The organism is Kitasatospora sp. NPDC087271, from assembly GCF_044744605.1.
GTDB lineage: Bacteria > Actinomycetota > Actinomycetes > Streptomycetales > Streptomycetaceae > Kitasatospora.
Genome location: NZ_JBIUYQ010000024.1, coordinates 89,706 through 110,552, shown reverse-complemented (window position 1 = coordinate 110,552; position 20,847 = coordinate 89,706). Strand labels below are relative to the sequence as shown.

Genomic DNA, 20,847 nt, shown 5'->3' with positions numbered 1-20,847 from the left:
CCCCTCAAACGCTCCCAACACCGCAACTGGCCGCAACCAGAACCGGCGACAGTCACCATCACCCAGCCAGGAGCAACCTAAAGTCACCGGCATTGAACCTAGGCCGCCAGGACCTAGGGCTTCCTCGCCAGGATCAGTTCGCGCCGCACGCCGTCGGCCATCAGGTCGCCGGGCTCGTCGGTCTCGGCGAACCCGTTGCGGTGGTAGAGGGCGATGGCCGCGTCGTTGTCGGGGTTCACCGCCAGCTTGAGGGTGGTGAACCCCTGCTCGGCGGCCCAGCGGGCGATCGCGCCGATCAGCCGGTCCCCCACGCCCCGGCCGCGCGCCGCCGGGCCGACCCACAGGGAGATCAGCTCGGCGGCCGCCCCGCCCTCGTCGGCCGGGACTCCGCTGGCCATCGCGACCGGGCGGCCGTCCAGCACCGCGACCAGGTCGAGGGCGCCGGGGATCTCCAGGCGGGAGCGCCAGCGGGCCTCGTGGTCGCCGGCGCCCTGCCAGTCCGCCAGGGCGGAGCCGAAGGCGTACGGCGCCTCGGTCAGCGCGGCCAGGCGCAGCTCGCGCCAGAGCGCCCAGTCGTCGGAGCCGAGCCGGCGCAGTTCGGGTTCGGGCAGTTCGGGTTCGTGCAGTTCGGACATGGTGCGGACCTTGCCGCAGGCCGGGCGGCACGGCAAGCGGATTACCCGGTTCAGCCCACGAGCGGCGGGTTGAGGCGGGCGAAGGCCTCCTGCCGGCGGTAGGGGAAGTACGGGTACGGCGCGGTGCGGGCGCTGGCCGCGTCGAGCCGGGCGACCTGCTCGTCGGTCAGCGACCAGCCGACCGCGCCGAGGTTCTGCCGCAGTTGCTCCTCGTTGCGGGCGCCGATGATGACCGAGGAGACGGTCGGGCGGCGCAGCAGCCAGTTGATGGCGATCTGCGGGACGGTGCGGCCGGTCTCGGCGGCGATCCCGTCGAGCGCGTCGACCACCCGGTACAGCAGTTCGTCCTCGACCGGCGGGCCGTAGTCGGCGGTGTCGTGCAGCCGGCTGTCGGCCGGGAGCGGCCGGCCGCGCCGGATCCGGCCGGTGAGGCGGCCCCAGCCGAGCGGGCTCCACACCAGGGCGCCGACGCCCTCCTCCTGGGCGAGCGGCATCAGCTCCCACTCGTAGTCGCGGCCGACCAGCGAGTAGTAGACCTGGTGGGCGGCGTAGCGGGGGCGGCCGTAGCGCTCGGCGACGGCGAGGGACTTCATCAGCTGCCAGCCGGAGAAGTTGGAGACGCCGGTGTAGCGGAGCTTGCCGGCCCGGACGAGGTCGTCGAGGGTGGCCAGTACCTCCTCGATCGGGGTGCCGGCGTCGTAGGCGTGCAGTTGGAAGAGGTCGAGGTAGTCGGTGCCGAGACGGCGCAGCGCGTCGTCCACGGCCCGGGTGAGGCGGGCCCGGGAGGTGCCGGCGTCCTGCGGGCCGTCGCCGGTCGGCAGGCCGGCCTTGGTGGAGACGAGCACCTGGTCGCGGCGGCCGCGGATGGCCTGGCCGAGGACCTCTTCGGAGGCGCCGTCGGAGTAGACGTCGGCGGTGTCGAAGAGGGTGACTCCGGCGTCGATGGCGATGTCGAGCAGGCGGCGGGCCTCCTGGACGTCGGTGGTGCCCCAGGCGCCGAACAGCGGTCCGCGGCCGCCGAAGGTGCCGGTGCCGAGGCTGAGCGCGGGGACCTTGAGGCCGGACGAGCCGAGTCGGCGGTATTCCATGGCGGTTGCCGTGCTGGTTGTCGTGTTGCTTTCCATGGCAGTTCTCCCCTCGGAGCCCTTAACGGGACTCCCATTCCGTTAGAATGGTTCGACCTTAGCAGGGCCCATCGACCTAATGGAACAGGAATCCCGTTAATGACTGCCGAGCCCTCCGCGCCGGACGCACCGGACACTCCGGACGCGCCGGAGACCCCCACGCCCGGGACGCGGCGCCCCGGTGGCCGCACCGCCCGGGTCCGCACCGCCGTCCTGCGGGCCGCCGAGGACGCCCTGGTCGAGCGCGGCTTCAGCGGGCTCGACCTCGGCGACGTCGCCCAGCGGGCCGAGGTCGGCCGGACCACCGTCTACCGGCGCTGGGGCACCACCAGCGCGCTGGTCGCCGACCTGCTCGCGGACATGGCCGAGCAGTCACTGCCGCGCACCCGCAGCGGCTCCCTCGCCGAGGACCTGCGGGCCAACGCCCGGCTGGTCCAGCGCACGCTGGCCGACCCCCGGCAGGGAGCGCTGTTCCGTGCGGTGATCGTCGCCGCCACCTGCGACCCTGACGCCGCCGAGGCGCTGCGGCACTTCTACCTGCGCCGGGTCGAGGAGTGGGCGCCGTGCGTCGCCGAGGCCGTCGAACGCGGCGAACTCCCGCCGGACACCGACGCGTTCGAGGTGGTCCGGGCCGTCTCCGCGCCGCTCTACTACCGGATGCTCACCACCGCCGAGCCGCTCGACGAGGCCGCCGCCGACCGCGCCGCGACCGCCGCCGAGGCGGCCGCCCGGGCGGGGGCGCACCGGCGGGAGAGCGTCTGACGGCGCCCGAGAACGCCCGGGAACGCCGCCGGCCGCGCAGTTCGACGAACTGCGCGGCCGGCGGGAGGGCGGGCGGTCCGGGGGCGACCCGGGGAGCGGCCTAGAAGAAGCTGTCGTCGTCGCCCTCGTAGTAGTTGTTCACAACCACCTCGGGCGTGTCGTCGCTGAACGCCTCGTTGAGCAGCGCGCCGCCGACCAGGCCGGCCGCGCCCGCGCCGATCAGCGCGCCGGTGCCGAAGCGGCGCCCGCCCTGGCCCGGCTGGCCCTGAGCGGGCTGGCCCTGGACCGGCTGCGGATAGCCCTGCTGGACCGGCTGCGGGTAGCCCTGCTGCGGGGTGTAGAACGGCGGCACGGTGGTCTGCACCCGCTGGGCGCAGGCGGCGCAGGTCTCGATCTGGCGCGGCACGCCCCACTGCGGCGACCACAGCACCGCCGTCGAGCCGAGGCCGTGCGAGGGGTCGAAGAAACACGTCACGGGGGAACTCCCTGGTCCTGGCTGGGTCATCGGGACAGCGGGCGCCACGGCGGGCACGGCGGGCGCCATGGCCGGCGCGGCGGGCACGACCGGAGCCGGCGGGGGCGCGGGGGCGGCGGGTGCCGGTTGCAGGACGTCCACCCCGAAGTCGGCGGCGATGCCCGCGAGCCCCGACGCGTACCCCTGCCCGACGGCCCGGAACTTCCAGTCCGCACCGTGCCGGTACAACTCGCCGAACACCATCGCCGTCTCGCTGCCCGCCTCGGCCGCCACGTCGTAGCGGGCCGTCTCGGCGCCGCCCTCCGGGTCGGTGAGCCGGATGTACGCGCCGCGGACCTGGCCGAAGCTCTGGCGCCGCTGCACCGCGTCGTAGACCGCGACCGCGAAGACGATCTTCTCCACCCCGGCCGGGACGTCCGCGAGCCGGACGTCGATCCGCTCCTGGTCGTCGCCGCCACCGGTGCCGCCCTGGTGGCGGACCGAACCGTCCGGGCTCTGCAGGTTGTTGAAGAAGACGAAGTGCTGGTCCGAGACGACCTTCCCGGAGGCGTCGCAGAGCAGGGCGCTGGCGTCCAGGTCGTACCCGGCGCCGGCCGTCCAGCCGAGGCCGACCCGTACGACCCGCAGCCCGGGGGCCTGCTTGCCCAGGGAGACGTTGCCGCCCTTCGTCAGGGCCACACTCATGGGACTCCTCCGCAACCGTTCGAATTACCGCTGTTTCCGCTGTTCGACCACGACAACGCTGTAGAGCTCGCGCCGGTTCCCGACTTCCCGTCAGTACTGGACGGGACGTTCCAGCAGGCCACGGGCCCGCGGCGCGGCCTTGCCGGCCGGGGCGCTCGGGCGGTGCGCCCTGGCGGGGCGTCGGCCCCCGACCTATTGTCAGGTGACATGACACGCCTTCGTCGCGCCGCCACCCTGGCCGCCGCCCTCACCGGCACCCTCGCCGCCCTGCTCGCCCCGGCCGCCGCCCAGGCCGGCCCGGCAGCCTGCCAGATCGTCGGCACCGCCCCGGTGGACACCGAACAGGCCCGGCTCCAGGACCAGCGGACGACCGCCTTCACCGAGCGCTCCGGCCTGCGCGACCTGCTCCGGGGCTTCCCCGCCGCCCTGTGCGCCGCCCGGAACACCCGGCAGGCGGAACGGGTGGCGGGCGCCTGGGGCCGGGCGCTCTGGCAGGCCGGGGTGGACCGGGCCCAGGGCCGGCGGCCCAGCGGCGAACTCCCCGCCCGCGACGACCGCCCCCTGTACTGGACCAGGCTCGCCATGACCGTCCAACTGGCCCGCTGGCAGCCCGGGTTCGACGTCGACCCGGCCGACCTCCGAGCCCGCTTCGAGGACGCCTCCCGGGGCCTCGACGACGGCTTCACCGCCGCGCCCGGCGTCCGGCGGATCTTCGTCAGCGGCTTCGACCCGTACGGCCTCGACACCGAGCCGCGCCGCGCCAACCCCTCCGGCGCGGCCGTGCTGCAACTGCACGGACGGCGGATCACCCTCGCCGACGGCAGCCCGGCCGAAGTCCGGGCCGTCCTGCTGCCGGTCCGCTACGGCGACTTCGACGACGGCGTCGTCGAGCGCGCCTTCGGCCCGCACCTCACCCCCGGCCCGCAGGCCGCCGACCTGATCACCAGCATCAGCCAGGGCTACCCGGGCCTGTTCACCCTGGAGGCCTGGGCCGGGCGGGCCCGCTCCGCCGATCCCGCCACCGACAACACCGGCACCCTCTCCGGCGGCACCCGGCAGCACCCGGTCACCGCTCCGGGCCTGGACGACGGCCCGGAGTTCATCCGCACCACCCTGCCCACCGACGCCATGACGGCCGTCCAGCAGCCCTACCCCGTCCGCCTCAACACCACCGTCACCGAGATCCCCGAGGGCGGCGTCGACCCCGTCGACCGCGCGGACGGCCCCACCCCCGGCTCCCGCGCCGTCGCCGGTGGCGGCGGCGGGTACCTCTCCAACGAGGTCGCCTACCGCTCCAACCGCCTGCGCCTCGACCTCGCCCCCGACCTCCCCGGCGGCCACCTGCACACCCCCGTGCTCACCGGCCTGCCCGCCCAGCAGGACCGCCTCACCGCCCCGGAGTTCGAGCAGAACGAGGCCGCCATCGCCGACCAGGTCCGCGAGATCCTGCGCCACGCCCGGTTCTGAGCCCCGGTGCCGCGCCCGGTTCTTGAGCCCCGGGCGCGGCGGGGACGGCTACTACACCGGCCGGGCGAAGCGCGTCCCCGCCGCGCGCGCCCGGGACTCGGCGATCTGCGCGTACGCGGCCTCCCGGTCCGCCCAGTGCGAGCCCTCGACCGACTTGCCGCGCTCCAGGTCCTTGTAGACCTGGAAGAAGTGGGTGATCTCCAGCAGGTCGAACTCGCGCAGGTCGCCGATGTCGCGCAGGTCGCCGTAGCGCGGGTCGTGGGCGGGGACGCACAGCACCTTCTGGTCCGGCCCGCGTTCGTCCCGCATCACCCACATGCCGACCGCCCGGCAGGTGATCACGCACCCCGGCACGGCCGGTTCGCCGCCGAGCACCAGCGCGTCCAGCGGCTCCGCGTCGCCGCCGAGGGTGCCCTCGACGTAGCCGTAGTCCACGGGGTAGCGGGTGGCGGTGAACAGGGTGCGGTCGAGGCGGATCCGGCCCGCCGCGAAGTCCATCACGTACTTGTTCCGCGACCCCTGCGGGGTCTCGATCAACACCTCGAACTCCACCGCCGCCTCCTCCTCTGCGCCTGGGGAGATTGTCCGCCGTCCCGGCCGTCCGGGCACCCTCCGCAAACGCCCTCCGCGGCCCGCTGGGGTCCGTTAGCATCCGGATCATGGGGAGTTGGCGTGTCACCGTCCAGGACCATCACCGGCGCAGCGGCGGGCGGCCGCAGGGGCGCCCGGAGGGGCCGCTGGCCCGCCACGGCGGCCTGGCGCTGTACGGGCGGGACGGCGAGATCAGCTGCGTCGACGCCGAGGGCCTGGTCCGCTGGCGCCGCCCCTGTGCGGGGCGCCCGAACGCGGCCCACCTCTCCGGCGGCCGGGCGCTGGTCACCACCGACTCCTTCGAGTACACCGCCTGGGGCCACCTCGGCCCGGCCCTGCTGCTGGACCTCGACGACGGCGCCCTGGTCGCCGAACTGCGCGGCGAGCGCGGCACGGCCCTGGGCGGCGGCCGCTTCGTGCTCGGCCTGGAGGGCTACGGCGCCTTCGACACCTGGGCCTACGACCGGGACGCCACCCTGGTCGACTCCTGGCGCAGCTACGGCCACTACGTGGTCGGCGGCGGCCTGCGCGTCGTCGAGACCGACCGCCGCCGGCCGACCGGGAGCCGGGTGGTGCGGCTGCTGCCCGGCGGGGGGATCGAGAGCGGCCCGCTGCTCGCCGACCCGCAGGCCCCCGCGCCGGTGGTGCTGGCCGACGGCACCGTCCTGGTGCTGGACGCGGGGGTGCTGCGCGCCGTCGGGCGCGACCTCGACACCACCGTGCTCGCCGAGTTGCTCCCGCTAACCGGCGACGACCTGCACCGGTTCACCGGCACGCTGCGCCGCACGGCCGACGGCCTGACCGTGACGCTCGTGGAGCGCCACCCGACCCGGATGGGCGGCTACACCACCCACCGCTGGACCCTCGGGCTGGAGTCGCCGAACTAGGGCGTGTCCGGCCGGGCGAACTGCTCTCCCGGCCCCCGGCGTTCCCCGGCGGCCACTCTCCGCGACCGCTCCCACGGAGCAGTACCGGGCGCGGGGCCGCTCCGGCGGCGGTAGGACGGACACAGACGTGCCCGGGAGGAGAGACCGTGAAGATCGTCGTCGACCTCAACCGCTGCCAGGGCTACGCGCAATGCGCGTTCCTCGCTCCCCGAGTGTTCGAGCTGCACGGGGAGGAGGCCCTGCTCTACACCCCGCAGGCCGCCGAGGACCAGCGTGACCGCGTCCGGCGGGCCGTCGCGGCCTGCCCGGTGCAGGCCATCGTGGTCGAGGAGGAGGGCCGGTCCGATGTCCGATGACCTCAAGAACGGCCGGATCGTCATCGTCGGCGCCTCGCTGGCCGGCCTGCGCGCCGCCGAGACGCTACGGGACGAGGGCTTCGCCGGGCAGCTGACCGTGGTCGGCGAGGAACGCCTTCCCCCGTACGACCGGCCGCCCCTGTCCAAACAGGTGCTGCTCGGGCGGGTGCGCGCCGAGGAGACCGCGCTGCCCCGGCGCCGCGAGGTGGACGCGCAGTGGAAGCTCGGCGTCCGCGCCACCGGTGTGGACGGGGCCGGCAGGCAGGTCCTGCTCGCGAACGGCGAGCAGCTGCCCTACGACCGGCTGCTGATCGCCACCGGCACCCGGGCCAGGCCCTGGCCGAAGGCCGAGCAGGCCGCACTCGACGGGGTGTTCACCCTGCGCACCGCCGAGGACGCGGCCGGCCTGGCCGAGCGGCTGGACGCCGGCCCGAAGCGGGTGCTGGTGATCGGCGCCGGGTTCACCGGCTCCGAGATCGCCTCCGCCTGCCGGGAGCGCGGTCTGGCGGTGACCGTCGCCGAGCGCGGCCCCGCCCCGCTGGTCGGGGCCCTCGGCGGGGCCTTCGGCGCCCTCGCGGCCAAGGTCCAGCTCGCCCACGGCGTCGACCTGCGCTGCGGGGTGACCGTCTCCGCGCTGACCGGCCGAGCGGGCCGGCTCACCGGCGCCGAGCTCTCCGACGGCACCCGGATCGAGGCGGACGTCGCCGTGGTCGCCCTGGGCGCCGTCCGCAACACCGAATGGCTGGCCGAGTCGGGGCTCGCCGCCGGTCCGCGCGGGGTGGCCTGCGACGCGGGCTGCCGCGCCTTCAACATGTACGGGATCGTCACCGACGACGTCTTCGTCGCGGGCGACGTCGCCCGCTTCCCGCACCCCCTCTTCGAGTACCAGCTGCTCTCCCTCGAACACTGGGGCAACGCGGTCGCGCAGGCCGAGGTGGCGGCGCACAACATGGTCAGCCCGGGGCCGCAACGGCGGCCGCACCTGAGCGTCCCCTCCTTCTGGTCCAGCCAGTTCGGGCTCAACATCAAGTCCGTCGGCGTGCCCACCTTCTCCGACCACGTGGTCCTCGCCCAGGGCTCGGTCGAGGAGCGCCGGCTCGTCGCGGTCTACGGGTACCGGGGCCGGATCACGGCCGCCGTCAGCGTGAACCGGGCCAAGTGGCTGGAGCACTACCAGCGGCTGATCGAGGCCGCCGCGCCGTTCCCGCCCGACTGGGACGGCGTGGAGCCGCCCGCCTCCCGCATCCCGGTCCCCTCCGACGTACCCGACCCGAAGGTGCTCTCGCACGGCCCGACTGTCGCCCTCACCGGCCACCTGCCCGACCGGCGGCTGACCCTGCGGCGCTGGGGCGGCTGAGCCCACCCGCCACCGCTCGACGGGCGCACGCCCACCGGGCCCCGCCGCCCGTCGAGGACCACTACCGCCGCCACCCCCGAGGAGCCACCGCGCATGGCCGCCGCCGACACCCTGTTCCGCCGGATCACCGACTACGCCAACCGCGCCGACCCCTACCCCCTGTACGCCGAGCTCCGCGACCACGGCGTGGCCCGCCAGGACGACGGCAGCTACCTGGTCGGCACCTACCACGAGGTCGCCGCGCTGCTGCACGACCCGAGGATCAGCTCGGACCGCCGCAACCGCACCATCCCGGACGAGATGCAGGGCAGCGTCCCGGTCGCCTTCATCGGCCGGGACGACCCCGAGCACGAACGGCTGCGCAACATCGCCATGCGGCCCTTCGGCCCGCCCCACGCGCCCGACCGGGTCGACGCCATGCACGACGAGATCGCGCGGATCACCGGGGAACTGGTCGACGGGCTCCGGGGCCGCGACCGGATCGACCTCGTCGAGGACTTCGCCTACCCGCTGCCGGTCACCGTCATCTGCCGGCTGCTCGGCGTGCCGCGCGAGGACGAGCCGCGGTTCCACGCCTGGTCCGAGACACTGATCGCGGGCTTCGACCCCACTCCCGACAGCGATCCGACCGAGCGCCAGCGCGCGGCCACGCAGGCCCGGATGGAGATGGGGCTGTACCTCGGCGAACTCGCCGAGAGCCGCCGGGGCAAGCCGTCCGACGACATGCTCTCCGCCTTCGTCAACGACCCCGGCCCGTCGGGCGGCTTCACCCAGACGGAGCTGATGGCCACCGCGGTCCTACTGCTCATCGCCGGGCACGAGACGACCGTCAACCTGATCACCAACGGCGTGCTCACCCTGCTGCGCCAGCCGGAAAGCCTGGAACTGCTGCGCGACAAGCCGGAGTTGATGCCGCGCGCGGTGGAGGAACTGCTGCGCTACGAACCCCCGGTCCAGCTGTTGCCGCAGCGCACCGCGCTCACCGACATCGAGGTCGCCGGGGTCACCGTCCCCAAGGGCGCGCCGCTGATCCTGGTGCTCGCCGCCGCCAACCGGGACCCTCTGCGGTTCCGGGAGCCCGACCGCTTCGACCCGAACCGCCCGGACAACCAGCACCTCGGCTTCGGCAGCGGCGTGCACAGTTGCTTCGGCGCACCGCTCGCCAGGGTCGAGGCGCAGCTCGCGCTCACCGCGCTCATCCACCGTCTGGACGGCCCCCGGCTGCTCCAGGACCCGCCCGAGTACCGGCGCAGCCCCGTCCTGCGCGGGCCCCGGCACCTGCCGCTCGCGCTGTCCGGCGTCAGGGACTGAGCAGCCCGGGCCCGGGAGGCCGATGCCGCCTCCCGGGCCCGGGCACGTTCGGCGGCGCTACGGGGTGCCGCGCACCACCGGCAGCTCCAGGAAGGACGGGTCGGCTCCACCGTGCCCGATCCGGTAGCTCGCCCGGCCGTCGGCCGGGAGCAGCTGGAAGGAGTCCGGGTTGGCGGCGGCGACGGTGAGCCGGATCCGCTCGCCGGCCCGGAAGAGCACCGCGACGGGTTGCAGGTCGATGGTGACCTGACGGGCCCGGCCCTGCGGGAAGGGCGCCGCGTCGGCGGCCGCGTAGCTGCGGGGCGTGCGCAGCCGGCGCCAGTCGGGGTTGTCGTCCCGGTCGGCCACGGCCCGGTCGGCGAGGGCGAGTTGGCCCTCGGTCAGGTAGGTGACCCGGCCGTCGGGGGTGACGTCCTCCAGGTAGACGTGCAGGGCGCCCTGGGCGGTGCCGTCGAGGCCGGTGACGTCGAGCGTGACGCGGCCGTTGCCGGTCACCCGGGTGTCGCCGGTCAGCGGCGGGGTGGTGTAGCTGAGGAGTTCGGCGTCCACGGCGGCCCGGTCGGGGTAACTGACCTGGTTGCCGGTGAGGTTGGTGTTCCAGCGGTCCAGCGGGCCGGTGCCGGCGGTGGGGTCGAGGCGCAGCAGGTCGGTGCCGGGGCGGTCGTCCGGATCGGGCCGCCGGCGGCTGAGCGTGGTGTCCTCGCCGAGGTAGAGCCGCTGCGGGCGGGTGCCGGGCAGCGGCCAGCGGGTGGTGGTGCGCCAGACGCCCTCGTTGAAGGTGTAGTAGTGCAGGTGCCGGGTGCCGTCGGGGCGGCCGTCGGCCCGCACGTAACGGTCGAAGAAGTCGAACGTCCGCTGGGCGATCTGGGCGCGTTCCTGGTCGGTGAGGTGGCGGGCGGGCTGGAAGGGGTCGGCGAGGTAGCCCTGGCCGTGGCTCCACGGGCCGATCCAGGCGTCCTGGGTGTTGGAGAGGCCGGTGAACTGGGAGAGCACGCCGTTGGCGGTGCCCGCGTCGAGCCAGCCGGCGTCGGTGAGCACGGGGACGCCGCCGGCCTCGACGGCGTCGGCCTTCTCGCCGACGCTGCCGACCGTCCAGCTCTTCGGGCCGTCCTGGTAGTCGCGGTACACGCCGGCCTCGGCCATGTCGACCAGGTTGGCGTTGCCCGCGTGCTCGGCGCGCGCGGCGGCGAGCAGGGCCGGTCCGTCCGGGCCGTCGACCGGCCGGGGCACGGCGCCGGTCAGGCCGGTGGCCGCGCAGGCCTGCCGGGTCTGCTCGTCGGTGTCGCAGGTGGTGCCGCCGGCCTGGTCGAGGATGCGCAGCAGCAGCGCGTACGGGGCGATCCGGGGTTCGATGAGCAGGCCGCCGGGGCGCACCAGGTCCTCGTACGGATCGAAGTCGTAGGAGATCGGGGCGGCGGCGGTGATGTGGTGGTTGCCGAGGGCGGTGGCGAGCATCGCGGTGTCGCCGCCGTAGGAGACGCCGGTGGTGCCGACCCGGCCGTTGGACCAGGGCTGGGCGGCGATCCAGTCGCTGAGCGGGCCGCTGTCGGCGACGGTGTCGGCGCCGAGTTCGGAGCTCAGGGTGCCGAAGGAGGCGCCGGTGCCGCGCAGGTCGGCGACCACGTAGGCGTAGCCGTGGGCGTTCCAGCCGTCGGCGTCGCTGCTGCGGCCGCCGTCGCCGGGTGCGCCGGGGTAGACCCGGGCCCGCCAGTAGCGCTGGGTGACCAGGACGGTGGGCAGGTTCGCACCGTCCCTGGTGCCCTCGGGCAGCCAGACGTCGACGGCGAGGCGGACGCCGTCGGGCATCGTCACGTAGCGCGACTGGAGGTGCGGCTCGGCGGCCGGGGCGGCCGCGGCGGGCGCCACCGCGAGTCCGAGCACGGCCGCGGCCGCGACCAGCGCCGCCAGCGGGCGGCGCGGGATCCCCCCTGCCCGGCTCACCGGGAGGTCGCCTTCCAGGGGCCTTCCTCGGGCCTGGCCTCGGTGTCGGTGCCGGGCCAGGGCGGCATGGTGACGGCGGCGATCCGCAGCGGCCGGTCGGCGTCCTCGTCGGCCCGGAACTGGAACGCCGTACCGAGCGGGATCGAGGCCGCCGTCCCGGGCACGAGCCGGACGGTCTCCTCCCGCCCGCCCTGGCGGCGCCACAGCTCCCCGGCGCCCTCGACGACCTGCCACAGCTCCTGCACGGTGGCGTGCGACACCGCGTGCGACACCTGCCCGGGGGCGAGCTCGAACACCGCGAGGCTCCCCTGTCCGTCCAGGACCAGCAGCGGGAACACCGCGGACCCGTCCGGTGCGGTCACCACCTGGACGCCACCGACGTCCGCTGTCTGGAACGGTTGCTGCGCTGGCTGACTGGTCATCCGACCCGGCCTCTCTCGCGTCACGGAGTACCTTGGTCTCGCCCCCCACCGCCGATGAGAACACGCCCCGGCGCCCGGCCGCCACCCTGAGATGTCCCGTAGTTCGACCCGCCGGCCCCGCGCCGGTCCGACGGTGGCCCCGCGCCGGCCACGCGCCGGTCTCAGCCGCCGGCGGGCGTGCCGAACTCGCGGAGGGCGTCGGTGACGATCGCGTCCAGCCGGGCGTGGTGGGCGCCGCGCCAGTAGGCCTGGCCGCAGTCGACGCACTGGGCGAAGACGTCGTAGGAGCGCTCGGTGCCGTCCCGCAGCTGCTCGCGCACCGAGGTCTTGTCGGCCTCGCGCAGCGTGCCGTTGCAGGTGGTGCAGCGGCTCCACGGATCGAGCGGGGGCGCGAAGCGGGAGAGCACGTCGCGCAGCTGCTCGTTGGGGCGGTGGCTGTAGACGTAGGCGCCGGCCCACAGTTCGCGGCGGCGCAGCAGGCCCCGGTCGCGCGAGAGCAGGACGCGCTGCTCGGCGGCGGAGCGGGCGGCGAGCGCGGCGTCACCGATGTCCGGGTTCTCGTAGGCGGCGTCGACGCCGAGCAGGCGCAGTCGGCGGGTGAGCGTGCCGAGGTGGACGTCCAGCAGGAAGCGCGGCGGGGCGGGCGAGGGCTGCGGCCGGTCCACGGCCCGGACGGTGACGTGTTCCTCGTCGACCGGCACGTGCGACCCGGACACCGGCCGGCCGTCCACCAGCAGGGTGCCGACCTCGGTGAGCGGGACGCCCAGGGACTCGACGACATGGCCGAGCGTCGAGGTGCCGTCGGTGCGCAGCGCCGAGCGGCCGGCCCGCCGGGGCCCGGAGACGAAGAGGTGCAGCTCGGGGGCGAAGTCGAGCCAGATCTGGGGTCGGTCCACGCGGCCAGCATGCCAGCGGGCGGCGGCCCGGGCCACCGGTTTCCGGTCAGCCGTCGGAGCATTCTCGGGCGGGCTCGCGGCGGCGGCGGCCGGCGCGGGCCCCGACCGGGGCTGAGCAGCCGGTGCGGGGCGGCGCGCAGGGGCGTCGAGAAGGGGCGTCGAGGAGGGCGCCGGGTCGGCGGGGAAAGCCGGTGCGGGGGGAAAGCCGGTGCGGGGGAGGGCGCCGGGTCGGCGGGGAAAGCCGGTGCGGGGGCCGCTACGGGACTGCGACAGCGGAGGTGACCGGCGCCGGGCGGCCCCGGTCGCGGTCCCGCTCGGCCCAGCGGACGACCGGCCCCATCGCGTACCCGGCCGCCAGGAAGAGGCCGCCCAGGACGAGCCAGCCCGCGAGCCCGCCGTCCAGCAGCAGGGTGGTCAGCAGCAGCGGCCCGAGGGTGCGGGCGACGGCCACGCCGGTGCCGAAGAAGCCCTGGTACTGGCCGATCCGCTCGGGCGGGGCGAGGTCGAAGCTGATCTGCCAGGAGCCCGCCGACTGCCGCATCTCGCCGATCACCTGGAGGACGGAGGCCACCACCAGCAGCGCGGCGACCGCCCACACCGGGACGTCCAGGGCCGACAGGCCGAACACCGCGCAGGAGGCGAGCAGCACCAGCCCGGCCGAGCGGACGGCCCGTGCGGCCGGGCCCAGGCCGGTGACGCCGCGCGCCGCCCGGACCTGGAAGGCCAGCACGGCCAGGGTGTTGAGGACGAACAGGGCCGAGCCGAGCCAGCCGATCCCGGGCGCCCGGTCGGCGATCCAGAGCGGGATGACCAGGCTGAGCAGCGGCATCCGCAGCAGCAGCACGGTGTTGACCAGCGCGACGGCGGCGTACCGGCGGTCGCGCAGGACGGCCAGCCGGGGCCCGGCGCCCGACCGGGCCGGGGCGGGCGGGGCTTCGGGCAGCCGCAGCAGGATCAGCGCACCGGCCAGGAAGCCGAGCGCCGTCACCACGAAGGCGCCGAGGAACGCGGCCCGGGTGCCGACGGTGAGCGCGATGCCGCCGATGGCGGCGCCGACGGCCAGCCCCCCGTTGAGGGTCGACTGGAGGTGGGCGAGCAGCCCGGTGCGCTGGGCGGGCGGCACCAGGGTGGCGACCAGCGCCTGCCGGGCGGCGGTGAGCCCGGACTGCGTCGTGGCGTAGAGGCAGACCGCGACCAGGAACGGCCCGTAGGAGCGGACCACCAGGAAGGCGGCGACCACCACCGCCGTGGCCAGGGCGAGCGCCACGGCCGTCCGGCGCGGGCCGCGGCGGTCGGCGAGGGCGCCGAGCGGGACGCCCGCCAGCGCGCCGAGCGCCCAGGCCACGGCGAGGCCGGCGCCGAGAGCGGTCGCCGACATGCCGACGACGTGGGTGAAGTAGAGCGCGGAGCAGGTGTAGTAGGCGCCGTCGCCGACGGAGCTGGCCAACTGGGCTGCGGCGAGGGTCCGTTGGGGCCCCGGGGGCGGGATGAGGGCGGGCGCCGGGGCGCTGCTGGTCGACACGGGTCTCCTGGCTGGGGGCGGCGCGCGGGCCGGGTGTTCGCAACGGGTTCACGGCCCAGCCTAGGCAGGAGGCGGACCGGCGGTAAGGTCCAGTGATCACGGAACTCCTTGGTCCACTTCCGGGCCCCACCGCACCGGCGGGCGAGCGCTGAACCCCCGTACGACGGCGGCGGATCGCTCCTCCCGCGGGCCCGGAACCGGCCCCGGCCGTACCGCCGCCGCGCCCTCCGTACCCGCTCCGAATCCGCCTCGCCCAGCGGCCTTCGGGCGTCACCGACCCCGCCGAAGGGCCAAGTTTTGCCGTATTGACCGGTCAGTAACGCCCTCCTATGCTCAACGGCGTTCGCGATCCGGCACCGGGCCCGGCGCCGCCGTGCCCGCCCGATCCGCCGCCGTCATCGGCTCGAAGGGCTCTTCCCATCAGCACCTCCATCGCCCGCTCGGACGACACCGGCCACTCGGGCAACGCACGGGACGGCGCCGGCACCCGCCGCCGCCGTTTCCTCACCTACCTGCTGGCCGCCCCGACCCTCACCGTCGGCGCCCGGCTCGGCCTCGACGCCGCCGCGCCCGCCACCGCGCGGGCCGCCGTCCGCGCCGCCGCGGCCGCCCAGGACGCCGCCGCCCCCTCGCAGTTGATCGGCCTGCCCGGCATCCCGGACATCCTCGACCTCGGCGACGCACTGATCGTCGCCGGCCTGCCGACCTCGCACCTGCTCGTGCTGGAACTCACCGCCGCCGGGCGCGCCGTGCTGCACCTGCCCCGGCTGGAGGTCGGCCAGGGCCTCACCACGGCCATCGCGATGCTCGTCGCCGAGGAACTCGACGCCCGGATCGGCGACGTGGACGTGCCGCTCTCCGACGGCCGCCCCGAACTGCTCTTCAACCAGCTGACCGGCGCCTCCAACTCGGTGCGCTCGCTGTACGACCCGGTGCGCGCCGCGGCCGCCGCCGCCCGCGCCCGGCTGGTGACCGCCGCAGCACGGCGCTGGAACGTTCCGGCAGACACCCTGCGCACCGCCGACTCCGCCGTCCTGGCCCCCGACGGCCGCCGCGCCGGCTACGGCGACCTCGCCGCCGAGGCCACCGCCGTCGCCCTCCCCGCCGTGTCCAGCTCCCCCAAGACCGCCGACCAGTTGCGCCTGGTCGGCCGGCCCACCGGCCGGATCGACGCCCGCGACATCGTCACCGGCCGCGCCAAGTACGCCGGGGACCTCGCGATCCCGGGCGCCGTCCCCACCGTCGTCGCCCGCCCGACCACCATCAACGGCACGCTCAGGACCCTGGACGCCTCGGCCGCCCGCGCCATGCCCGGCGTGCTCGGCGTGGTCCGGATCCCCAGCGGCGTCGCCGTCCTCGCCGAGACCTTCGACCAGGCGCTCAAGGCCCGCGACGCGCTGCGCACCTCCTGGAACCCGGGCCCGGTCGCCAACCTCTCCACCCCCGACATCCGCGCCCAACTGCGCGCCGCCCACGCGCCGTTCCTCATCCCCCCGCTGCTCACCCAGTACCTGGACGGCGAATTCGACTTCGCCTTCGTCAACCACGCGCCGATGGAGGTGCTGACCGCCGTCGCCGACGTGCGGCCGAACCGGGCCGAGCTGTGGTTCGCCGCGCAGGCGCCGATCGTCGCCCAGCAGGCCATCGCCGCCGAACTCGGCCTCCCGCAGAACGCCGTGACCGTCCACGTGGTGCGCGGTGGCGGCTCGTTCGGCCGGCGGCTGTTCTTCGACGCCGCCCTGGAGGCCGCCCAGATCTCCAAGGCCGCGGGCCGACCGGTCAAACTCATGTGGACCCGCAACGACGACATGCGCCACGGCCGGATGCGCCCGGCCAGCCACCACCGGATCCGGGCCACCTACGCGCTCGGCCAGGTGCTCAGCTACGAGCACCGCGCCGCCACCGTCAAGACCGACTTCCGGCACGGCCTCGGCGAGATGCTCACCGCCGCCGGCTTCAACCTCTCGCTCGCCGGGCTCAGCCTCGCCCAGGCCTTCTTCCTGCTCAGCGAGAAGAACCCGTACAACGTCGGCATCCCCACCCAGCTGCTCGCCGAAGTGCCGCTGGACGTTCCCACCGGCAGCTGGCGGTCGGTCTACTCCGGCACCGTCCGGGTCGCCGACGAGATCATGATGGACGAACTCGCCCGCCGGATGGGCCAGGACGCCGTCGCGTTCCGCCGCGCCCGGCTGCGCAGCGCCGCCGGCCGGGCCGTCCTCGACACCGTCGCCAAGGCCGGCGACTGGGGCCGCCCGATGCCCCCCGGCCACGCCCAGGGCATCGGCTACCACGACGAGAACAGCGGGTGCGCCGCCTACCTCGTCGAGCTCGACGCCACCGACCCGGCCGACCCCCGGGTCACCAAGGCCGTGATCGCCGCCGACGTCGGCCGGGTCATCAACCCCCGGGGCCTGGAAGCCCAGCTGACCGGGGCCCTGATCGACGGCATCTCGGTCATCCTGCAAGCCGGCAACCACATCGACAACGGGGCCGTGCGCGAGGGCAGTTACGCCGACTTCCGGTACGCCCGACAGCGGCACACCCCGCCGGCCGTCGAGATCCACCTCATGCCGCCGAGCGGAGCGCCCGGCGGCGCCGGCGAGCTGGGCGTCCCGGCGGCCTCCGCCGCGGTCGCCAACGCCTACGCGCGCGCGACCGGCACCAGCCCGCGCTCCTTCCCGATCAACTTCTGACTCCCCCAGCCAAGGAACCCCACCACCCCATGCCCACCCACACCTTCGTCCTCAACGGGCGCCCCGTCACCGTCGAGGCCCCGGACGACATGCCGCTGCTCTGGGTGCTGCGCGACAAGCTCGGCGTCACCGGCCCCAAGTACGGCTGCGGGGTGGGCGTCTGTCGCGCCTGCACCAGCCACCTGGACGGTGAGGAGTTCCAGCCCTGCACCCGCTCCGTCAAGGACTGCGAGGGCCACCGCGTCACCACCATCGAGGGCCTGGCCGACGGCGACACCCTGCACCCCGTCCAGGAGGCCTGGCTCGGCTGCGACGTCGCCCAGTGCGGCTTCTGCCAGCCGGGCCAGATCATGACCGCCGTCGCCCTGCTGCGCCGCACCCCGAACCCGACCGACGCGGACATCGACCAGATCCAGAACATCTGCCGCTGCGGCAGCTACCCGCGCATCCGCGAGGCCATCAAGCAGGCGGCGGCCCGGCAGGTGTCCGGCTGACGGCACGCCGCCCCGCCCGGGGCGCGGGCGGGGCGGACGGGTTCAGCCGGTCGTCAGCACGCCCGCAGGCCGTTGTGGAAGTACCAGTTGCCGTCGGCGTACGCGCCGTAGACGTAGGCCGGTCCGAAGAAGTTGCCGTTCGTCCCGCCCACCTGGTACCAGACGTTGCCCTGGCTGTTGATGTCCTCGCCCCTGATCCAGCACTCGATGTAGATCTCGTCGGACGACCACGTGTACGACCCCAGGTCGCCGGCGACCTTGGCCGTCCAGGAGTACTGCTGCGCGTAGACGCCCACACCGTGGCCGCTCGCGTGGTAGCGGAGCGCGTACCAGCCGTCGGCGAACGCGCTGCCCTCCGAGACGCCCACCGCGCCGGCGGCCAGCGCCACCACGGCCGCCGCGGTCGCGCCACGGCGGCCGATCTTCTTGAGGATGCCCTTGGCCATGTCGATTCCCCTGTTCGGTCGGACCGTTGCGCCGCCCCGTTGGTCGCGGCGACTGGGACAGCTGACCCGACTTCCCACGGTGTTCGGTACCGCCTGACGGAAACTGACAACACCTGACACCGGCCGACGCCCGCCCCGAACACCCCGTCCTGCCAACCGGAGTCCGTCGATCACGTAACGCCGCAGCCACGCGTCACTATGATCCGTACGCGACAAGCACACACCGGTCGCCGTTGGATCTGACATCTGACAACAGGGGGACGCCATGGCGGAACAGGAGTCACAACCCGCGGAGAGCGAACAGGCCCCGAGCGCGGCGGAGGCCCTCGCCGCCGACCTGCGCCGGCTGCGCCTGGGGGCGGGCCAGCCCTCGTTCCGCACGATGGCGAAGACGGCCGGCTCCATCTCCCACACCACGCTCCACGAGGCGGCCTCCGGCTCGCGCCTCCCGTCCTGGACCACGACCAGGGCCTACGTCCGGGCCTGCGGCGGCGACGAGGCCGAGTGGCACCGCCGGTGGACCGCCGCCGCCGACGAGGGGGCGGCCCAACCTGCCCCACCGACCCCACCGGTCGAGCCCTCGGGACCACCGGTCGCCGCGAACACCACGGCCGACACCCCGGCCGACGCCAGGGCCGACCGCACGGCCGCCTCCGCCGCGGAGCCCCCGGCCGCACCGGGCCGGGGCCGCCGCCGGATCTGGACCCACGCGTTCTGCCTGCTCCTCGGCGTGGCGCTCGGCGTCGGCAGCACGCTCGGCGTGGTCGGCTTCCGCGCGCCGGACGCCCCGCCGCCGTCCGCGCACGGCTGCCCGTCCGGGGACACCGAGTCCGCGCCCGCCGAAGCGGCCGCCCGCCCCGCGCCGGGCCCGCGGCCGGCGGCGGCACGCACGGCCGCCGACGACGGCGCACCGTCCTGGGCCTCTCGGATCGCCTTCGACCAGCAGGCCGTCTCCAGTACCGAGATCGTCCTTCCGGTGCTCTCCCCCGTCACCCCGGGTGACGCCCTGGTGGTCACGATGATGCTGACCAGCACCTGTCCCGGCGCGGTCACGGTCACCGACAGCCGGGGCGACCGCTTCCGGATCGTCGGGGACGTCACCGACTCGCTCCGGCACCGGGTGCTCCTCCTCGCGGCCTTCGGGGCGTCCGCACTGACCGCGGAGGACTCGATCCGCGTCGCCCACCCGCGGGCGAGCAAGTACCACGTCGCCGTCGACGAGTTCCGCGGCGTCTCCGCCGTCCGGTCGGTCGGCCGCGCCTCCGGTGACGCCGGCGGGACGACCTTCTCCACCGCGGCCAACGCCGCCGCCTGCGCGCCGGGCGACCTCCTGGTGGGCACGGTCGGCAGCAACAGCGGCAGCGCCCCCGAGTTCGGCACCAGTTGGACCAGCCTGCCCGCCCTGCGGCTCTCCTCCTACCGCCTCACCACCGCCCACCGGATCGCGACGGATCCGGACCACTGCGCCGCCACCGGGCAGACCACCTCGCAGTGGGGCGCCGTCCTCGCCGTCCTGCGCTGACCGCCCCCACCGCTCCGCCACCCCTGGCCCGGCCGGTCCGGACCACTTAGGCTGACCGCACCTCAACCACCCCACCACCGAGGGATGCTGGATGATCAGGCGCCGTTCACTGCTGGCACTCGCGGGCCTGGGCGGCGCCGCAGCCCTGCTGCCCACCGGGCCCGCCCAGGCCTCTCAGACCAATTCCGCTCAGACCGCCCGGCCGCGCACCATCGACCTGCCCGCCCCCACCACCGGTCGCCCGGTCGGCACGACCACCCTGCACCTGGTCGACCGCGATCGCCCGGACCCGTTCGTGCCCGCCGCCGGCCCGCGTGAGCTGATGGTGCAGCTCTGGTACCCGGCACGCGCCACCGCCGGCCGCCCCCGCGCGCCGTACACCACGCCCCGGGTCGCCGCCGCCATCGATCAGCGCCTGCCGCTGGATCCGGGCACCATCGCGTCCGTCCGCCCCACCGCCCGTACCGACGCGCCCGCGCTCCCCGGCCCGCTCCCCCTGCTGCTGCTCGGCCACGGCCGCACCGGCTTGCGCAGCAACTGCACCGCGCTGGCCGAGGAGTTGGCCGCCCACGGCTACCTCGTCGCGTCGGTCGACCACACCTACGACGCCCTCGCCGTCGAGTTCCCGGACGGCCGGCTGGTGCGCACCGTACTGGAGGACGAGCCGGCCGACTGGGAGGCCTCCGAGCGCCGCGAGATCGCCGCCCGGGTCGCCGACCTCCGCTTCGTCACCACCGAACTGACCGAGCGCCAGGACCGTTTCCGCGTCGACGGGGGCCGGATCGGCGCGCTCGGCCACTCGATGGGCGGCTCGGCGGCCGCCGAGGCGATGCGCCAGGACGAGCGGTTCCGGATCGGCCTCAACCTCGACGGCGGCCTGTTCGGCTCGCCCGTTCCTGACCTCGGCCTGGACCGGCCCTTCCTCCTGCTCACCTCCCTCGCCGACCACGAGACCTGGCAGCGCTGGCGCAGCCACCAGCACGCCTGGGGGAGGCAGTTGCACACCTTCGGCGCCGGCCACCTCAGCTTCACCGACCTGCCGCACGCCGCCCTCCCCGGCAACCTGCCGGGCCACCTCCCCGCCGACACCTACGCCGCCCTGCTCGGCACCATCGCCCCCGCCCGGGCGACCGCGCTCACCCGCGCCTACACCCGGGCGTTCGCCGACCACTTCCTCCGCGGCCGCCCCGCGCCCCTCCTCGACGGCCCGTCACCGCGCTTCCCGGAGGTCGAACTCCGCTGGAGCCGTGACTGACACCCGG

The 20,847-nt window shown here is 75.2% G+C and carries 19 protein-coding genes; 10 read left to right on the top strand and 9 right to left on the bottom strand.

Going from position 1 to position 20,847, the window contains the following annotated elements:
• Positions 1 to 113: 113 nt before the first annotated feature.
• Together ACIO9K_RS30955 and ACIO9K_RS30950 are read right to left on the bottom strand one after the other, a co-directional pair.
• Entirely contained in the window at positions 114 to 635 is a 522-nt protein-coding gene (locus ACIO9K_RS30955) for a GNAT family N-acetyltransferase (RefSeq protein ID WP_400334855.1), read from the bottom strand.
• A gap of 50 nt (positions 636 to 685) precedes the next feature.
• Positions 686 to 1,723 carry an aldo/keto reductase gene (locus tag ACIO9K_RS30950; protein ID WP_363617619.1) on the bottom strand — a complete coding sequence of 346 codons (1,038 nt, stop codon included), beginning with the start codon at positions 1,721 to 1,723 and terminating at the stop codon, positions 686 to 688.
• Between the two features lie 135 nt (positions 1,724 to 1,858).
• On the opposite strand from ACIO9K_RS30950, the gene ACIO9K_RS30945 reads away from it, so the two are divergent.
• Positions 1,859 to 2,521, top strand: coding sequence for a TetR/AcrR family transcriptional regulator (locus tag ACIO9K_RS30945; RefSeq protein ID WP_400334853.1), 663 nt, complete (start codon positions 1,859 to 1,861; stop codon positions 2,519 to 2,521).
• A 100-nt stretch (positions 2,522 to 2,621) separates the two neighbouring features.
• Here ACIO9K_RS30945 and ACIO9K_RS30940 read toward each other — a convergent pair whose 3' ends face one another.
• Complete coding sequence (locus tag ACIO9K_RS30940) at positions 2,622 to 3,680, bottom strand: TerD family protein (RefSeq protein WP_400334851.1); 1,059 nt, start codon at positions 3,678 to 3,680, stop codon at positions 2,622 to 2,624.
• Between the two features lie 207 nt (positions 3,681 to 3,887).
• On the opposite strand from ACIO9K_RS30940, the gene ACIO9K_RS30935 reads away from it, so the two are divergent.
• Entirely contained in the window at positions 3,888 to 5,147 is a 1,260-nt protein-coding gene (locus tag ACIO9K_RS30935) for a pyroglutamyl peptidase (RefSeq protein WP_363617520.1), read from the top strand.
• Between the two features lie 51 nt (positions 5,148 to 5,198).
• Here the strand turns inward: ACIO9K_RS30935 and ACIO9K_RS30930 are convergent, their stop codons facing one another.
• Positions 5,199 to 5,699, bottom strand: a complete 501-nt coding sequence (locus ACIO9K_RS30930; protein ID WP_363374548.1) for an inorganic diphosphatase — start codon at positions 5,697 to 5,699, stop codon at positions 5,199 to 5,201.
• 107 nt (positions 5,700 to 5,806) lie between these two features.
• Here ACIO9K_RS30930 and ACIO9K_RS30925 point away from each other — a divergent pair, with 107 nt between their 5' ends.
• The 4 genes from ACIO9K_RS30925 to ACIO9K_RS30910 all read left to right on the top strand — a co-directional run bounded on the left by ACIO9K_RS30925 (position 5,807) and on the right by ACIO9K_RS30910 (position 9,649).
• Positions 5,807 to 6,625 carry a hypothetical protein gene (locus ACIO9K_RS30925; RefSeq protein ID WP_400334849.1) on the top strand — a complete coding sequence of 273 codons (819 nt, stop codon included), beginning with the start codon at positions 5,807 to 5,809 and terminating at the stop codon, positions 6,623 to 6,625.
• 146 nt (positions 6,626 to 6,771) lie between these two features.
• Entirely contained in the window at positions 6,772 to 6,981 is a 210-nt protein-coding gene (locus ACIO9K_RS30920; RefSeq protein ID WP_363589618.1) for a ferredoxin, read from the top strand.
• Entirely contained in the window at positions 6,971 to 8,338 is a 1,368-nt protein-coding gene (locus ACIO9K_RS30915; protein ID WP_363617523.1) for an FAD-dependent oxidoreductase, read from the top strand. The genes ACIO9K_RS30920 and ACIO9K_RS30915 overlap by 11 nt, the downstream gene beginning before the upstream one ends.
• Before the next feature lie 93 nt (positions 8,339 to 8,431).
• Complete coding sequence (locus tag ACIO9K_RS30910) at positions 8,432 to 9,649, top strand: cytochrome P450 (RefSeq protein WP_400334846.1); 1,218 nt, start codon at positions 8,432 to 8,434, stop codon at positions 9,647 to 9,649.
• 57 nt (positions 9,650 to 9,706) lie between these two features.
• Here ACIO9K_RS30910 and ACIO9K_RS30905 read toward each other — a convergent pair whose 3' ends face one another.
• From ACIO9K_RS30905 to ACIO9K_RS30890, 4 genes are all read right to left on the bottom strand, one after another.
• Positions 9,707 to 11,590 (bottom strand): CocE/NonD family hydrolase, encoded by a 1,884-nt coding sequence (locus tag ACIO9K_RS30905; protein WP_400334844.1) that lies wholly within the window; start codon positions 11,588 to 11,590, stop codon positions 9,707 to 9,709.
• Positions 11,587 to 12,012 carry a cupin domain-containing protein gene (locus tag ACIO9K_RS30900; RefSeq protein ID WP_400334842.1) on the bottom strand — a complete coding sequence of 142 codons (426 nt, stop codon included), beginning with the start codon at positions 12,010 to 12,012 and terminating at the stop codon, positions 11,587 to 11,589. The genes ACIO9K_RS30905 and ACIO9K_RS30900 overlap by 4 nt, the downstream gene beginning before the upstream one ends.
• 161 nt (positions 12,013 to 12,173) lie before the next feature.
• A complete protein-coding gene (locus tag ACIO9K_RS30895) occupies positions 12,174 to 12,908 on the bottom strand; it encodes a Mut7-C RNAse domain-containing protein (RefSeq protein WP_400334840.1) in 735 nt (244 codons plus the stop codon).
• A 256-nt stretch (positions 12,909 to 13,164) separates the two neighbouring features.
• Positions 13,165 to 14,430 carry an MFS transporter gene (locus ACIO9K_RS30890; RefSeq protein ID WP_363617533.1) on the bottom strand — a complete coding sequence of 422 codons (1,266 nt, stop codon included), beginning with the start codon at positions 14,428 to 14,430 and terminating at the stop codon, positions 13,165 to 13,167.
• 329 nt (positions 14,431 to 14,759) lie between these two features.
• On the opposite strand from ACIO9K_RS30890, the gene ACIO9K_RS30885 reads away from it, so the two are divergent.
• On the top strand, positions 14,760 to 17,123 hold the full coding sequence (locus tag ACIO9K_RS30885; RefSeq protein WP_400334838.1) for a molybdopterin cofactor-binding domain-containing protein: 2,364 nt from the start codon (positions 14,760 to 14,762) through the stop codon (positions 17,121 to 17,123).
• Positions 17,124 to 17,152: 29 nt separating this feature from the next.
• Positions 17,153 to 17,617 (top strand): (2Fe-2S)-binding protein, encoded by a 465-nt coding sequence (locus ACIO9K_RS30880; RefSeq protein ID WP_400334836.1) that lies wholly within the window; start codon positions 17,153 to 17,155, stop codon positions 17,615 to 17,617.
• 53 nt (positions 17,618 to 17,670) lie between these two features.
• Here the strand turns inward: ACIO9K_RS30880 and ACIO9K_RS30875 are convergent, their stop codons facing one another.
• On the bottom strand, positions 17,671 to 18,063 hold the full coding sequence (locus tag ACIO9K_RS30875; RefSeq protein WP_363588467.1) for a hypothetical protein: 393 nt from the start codon (positions 18,061 to 18,063) through the stop codon (positions 17,671 to 17,673).
• Positions 18,064 to 18,328: 265 nt separating this feature from the next.
• Here ACIO9K_RS30875 and ACIO9K_RS30870 point away from each other — a divergent pair, with 265 nt between their 5' ends.
• Both ACIO9K_RS30870 and ACIO9K_RS30865 read left to right on the top strand, forming a co-directional pair.
• The gene (locus ACIO9K_RS30870; RefSeq protein WP_400334834.1) at positions 18,329 to 19,585 is read left to right on the top strand and encodes a hypothetical protein; all 1,257 of its coding nucleotides are present in this window, start codon (positions 18,329 to 18,331) and stop codon (positions 19,583 to 19,585) included.
• Between the two features lie 91 nt (positions 19,586 to 19,676).
• Positions 19,677 to 20,840, top strand: coding sequence for an alpha/beta hydrolase family protein (locus tag ACIO9K_RS30865; protein ID WP_400334832.1), 1,164 nt, complete (start codon positions 19,677 to 19,679; stop codon positions 20,838 to 20,840).
• The last annotated feature ends 7 nt before the right edge of the window (positions 20,841 to 20,847 follow it).

What these genes read in the sequence shown, in the direction of transcription:
- ACIO9K_RS30955 (WP_400334855.1), bottom strand. Translation starts at nt 635, where the DNA reads ATGTCCGAACTGCACGAACCCGAACTGCCCGAACCCGAACTGCGCCGG.
- ACIO9K_RS30945 (WP_400334853.1), top strand. Translation starts at nt 1,859, where the DNA reads ATGACTGCCGAGCCCTCCGCGCCGGACGCACCGGACACTCCGGACGCG.
- ACIO9K_RS30900 (WP_400334842.1), bottom strand. Translation starts at nt 12,012, where the DNA reads ATGACCAGTCAGCCAGCGCAGCAACCGTTCCAGACAGCGGACGTCGGT.
- ACIO9K_RS30925 (WP_400334849.1), top strand. Translation starts at nt 5,807, where the DNA reads ATGGGGAGTTGGCGTGTCACCGTCCAGGACCATCACCGGCGCAGCGGC.
- ACIO9K_RS30915 (WP_363617523.1), top strand. Translation starts at nt 6,971, where the DNA reads ATGTCCGATGACCTCAAGAACGGCCGGATCGTCATCGTCGGCGCCTCG.
- ACIO9K_RS30940 (WP_400334851.1), bottom strand. Translation starts at nt 3,680, where the DNA reads ATGAGTGTGGCCCTGACGAAGGGCGGCAACGTCTCCCTGGGCAAGCAG.
- ACIO9K_RS30935 (WP_363617520.1), top strand. Translation starts at nt 3,888, where the DNA reads ATGACACGCCTTCGTCGCGCCGCCACCCTGGCCGCCGCCCTCACCGGC.
- ACIO9K_RS30870 (WP_400334834.1), top strand. Translation starts at nt 18,329, where the DNA reads ATGGCGGAACAGGAGTCACAACCCGCGGAGAGCGAACAGGCCCCGAGC.
- ACIO9K_RS30875 (WP_363588467.1), bottom strand. Translation starts at nt 18,063, where the DNA reads ATGGCCAAGGGCATCCTCAAGAAGATCGGCCGCCGTGGCGCGACCGCG.
- ACIO9K_RS30885 (WP_400334838.1), top strand. Translation starts at nt 14,760, where the DNA reads ATGCTCAACGGCGTTCGCGATCCGGCACCGGGCCCGGCGCCGCCGTGC.
- ACIO9K_RS30950 (WP_363617619.1), bottom strand. Translation starts at nt 1,723, where the DNA reads ATGGAATACCGCCGACTCGGCTCGTCCGGCCTCAAGGTCCCCGCGCTC.
- ACIO9K_RS30910 (WP_400334846.1), top strand. Translation starts at nt 8,432, where the DNA reads ATGGCCGCCGCCGACACCCTGTTCCGCCGGATCACCGACTACGCCAAC.
- ACIO9K_RS30865 (WP_400334832.1), top strand. Translation starts at nt 19,677, where the DNA reads ATGATCAGGCGCCGTTCACTGCTGGCACTCGCGGGCCTGGGCGGCGCC.
- ACIO9K_RS30880 (WP_400334836.1), top strand. Translation starts at nt 17,153, where the DNA reads ATGCCCACCCACACCTTCGTCCTCAACGGGCGCCCCGTCACCGTCGAG.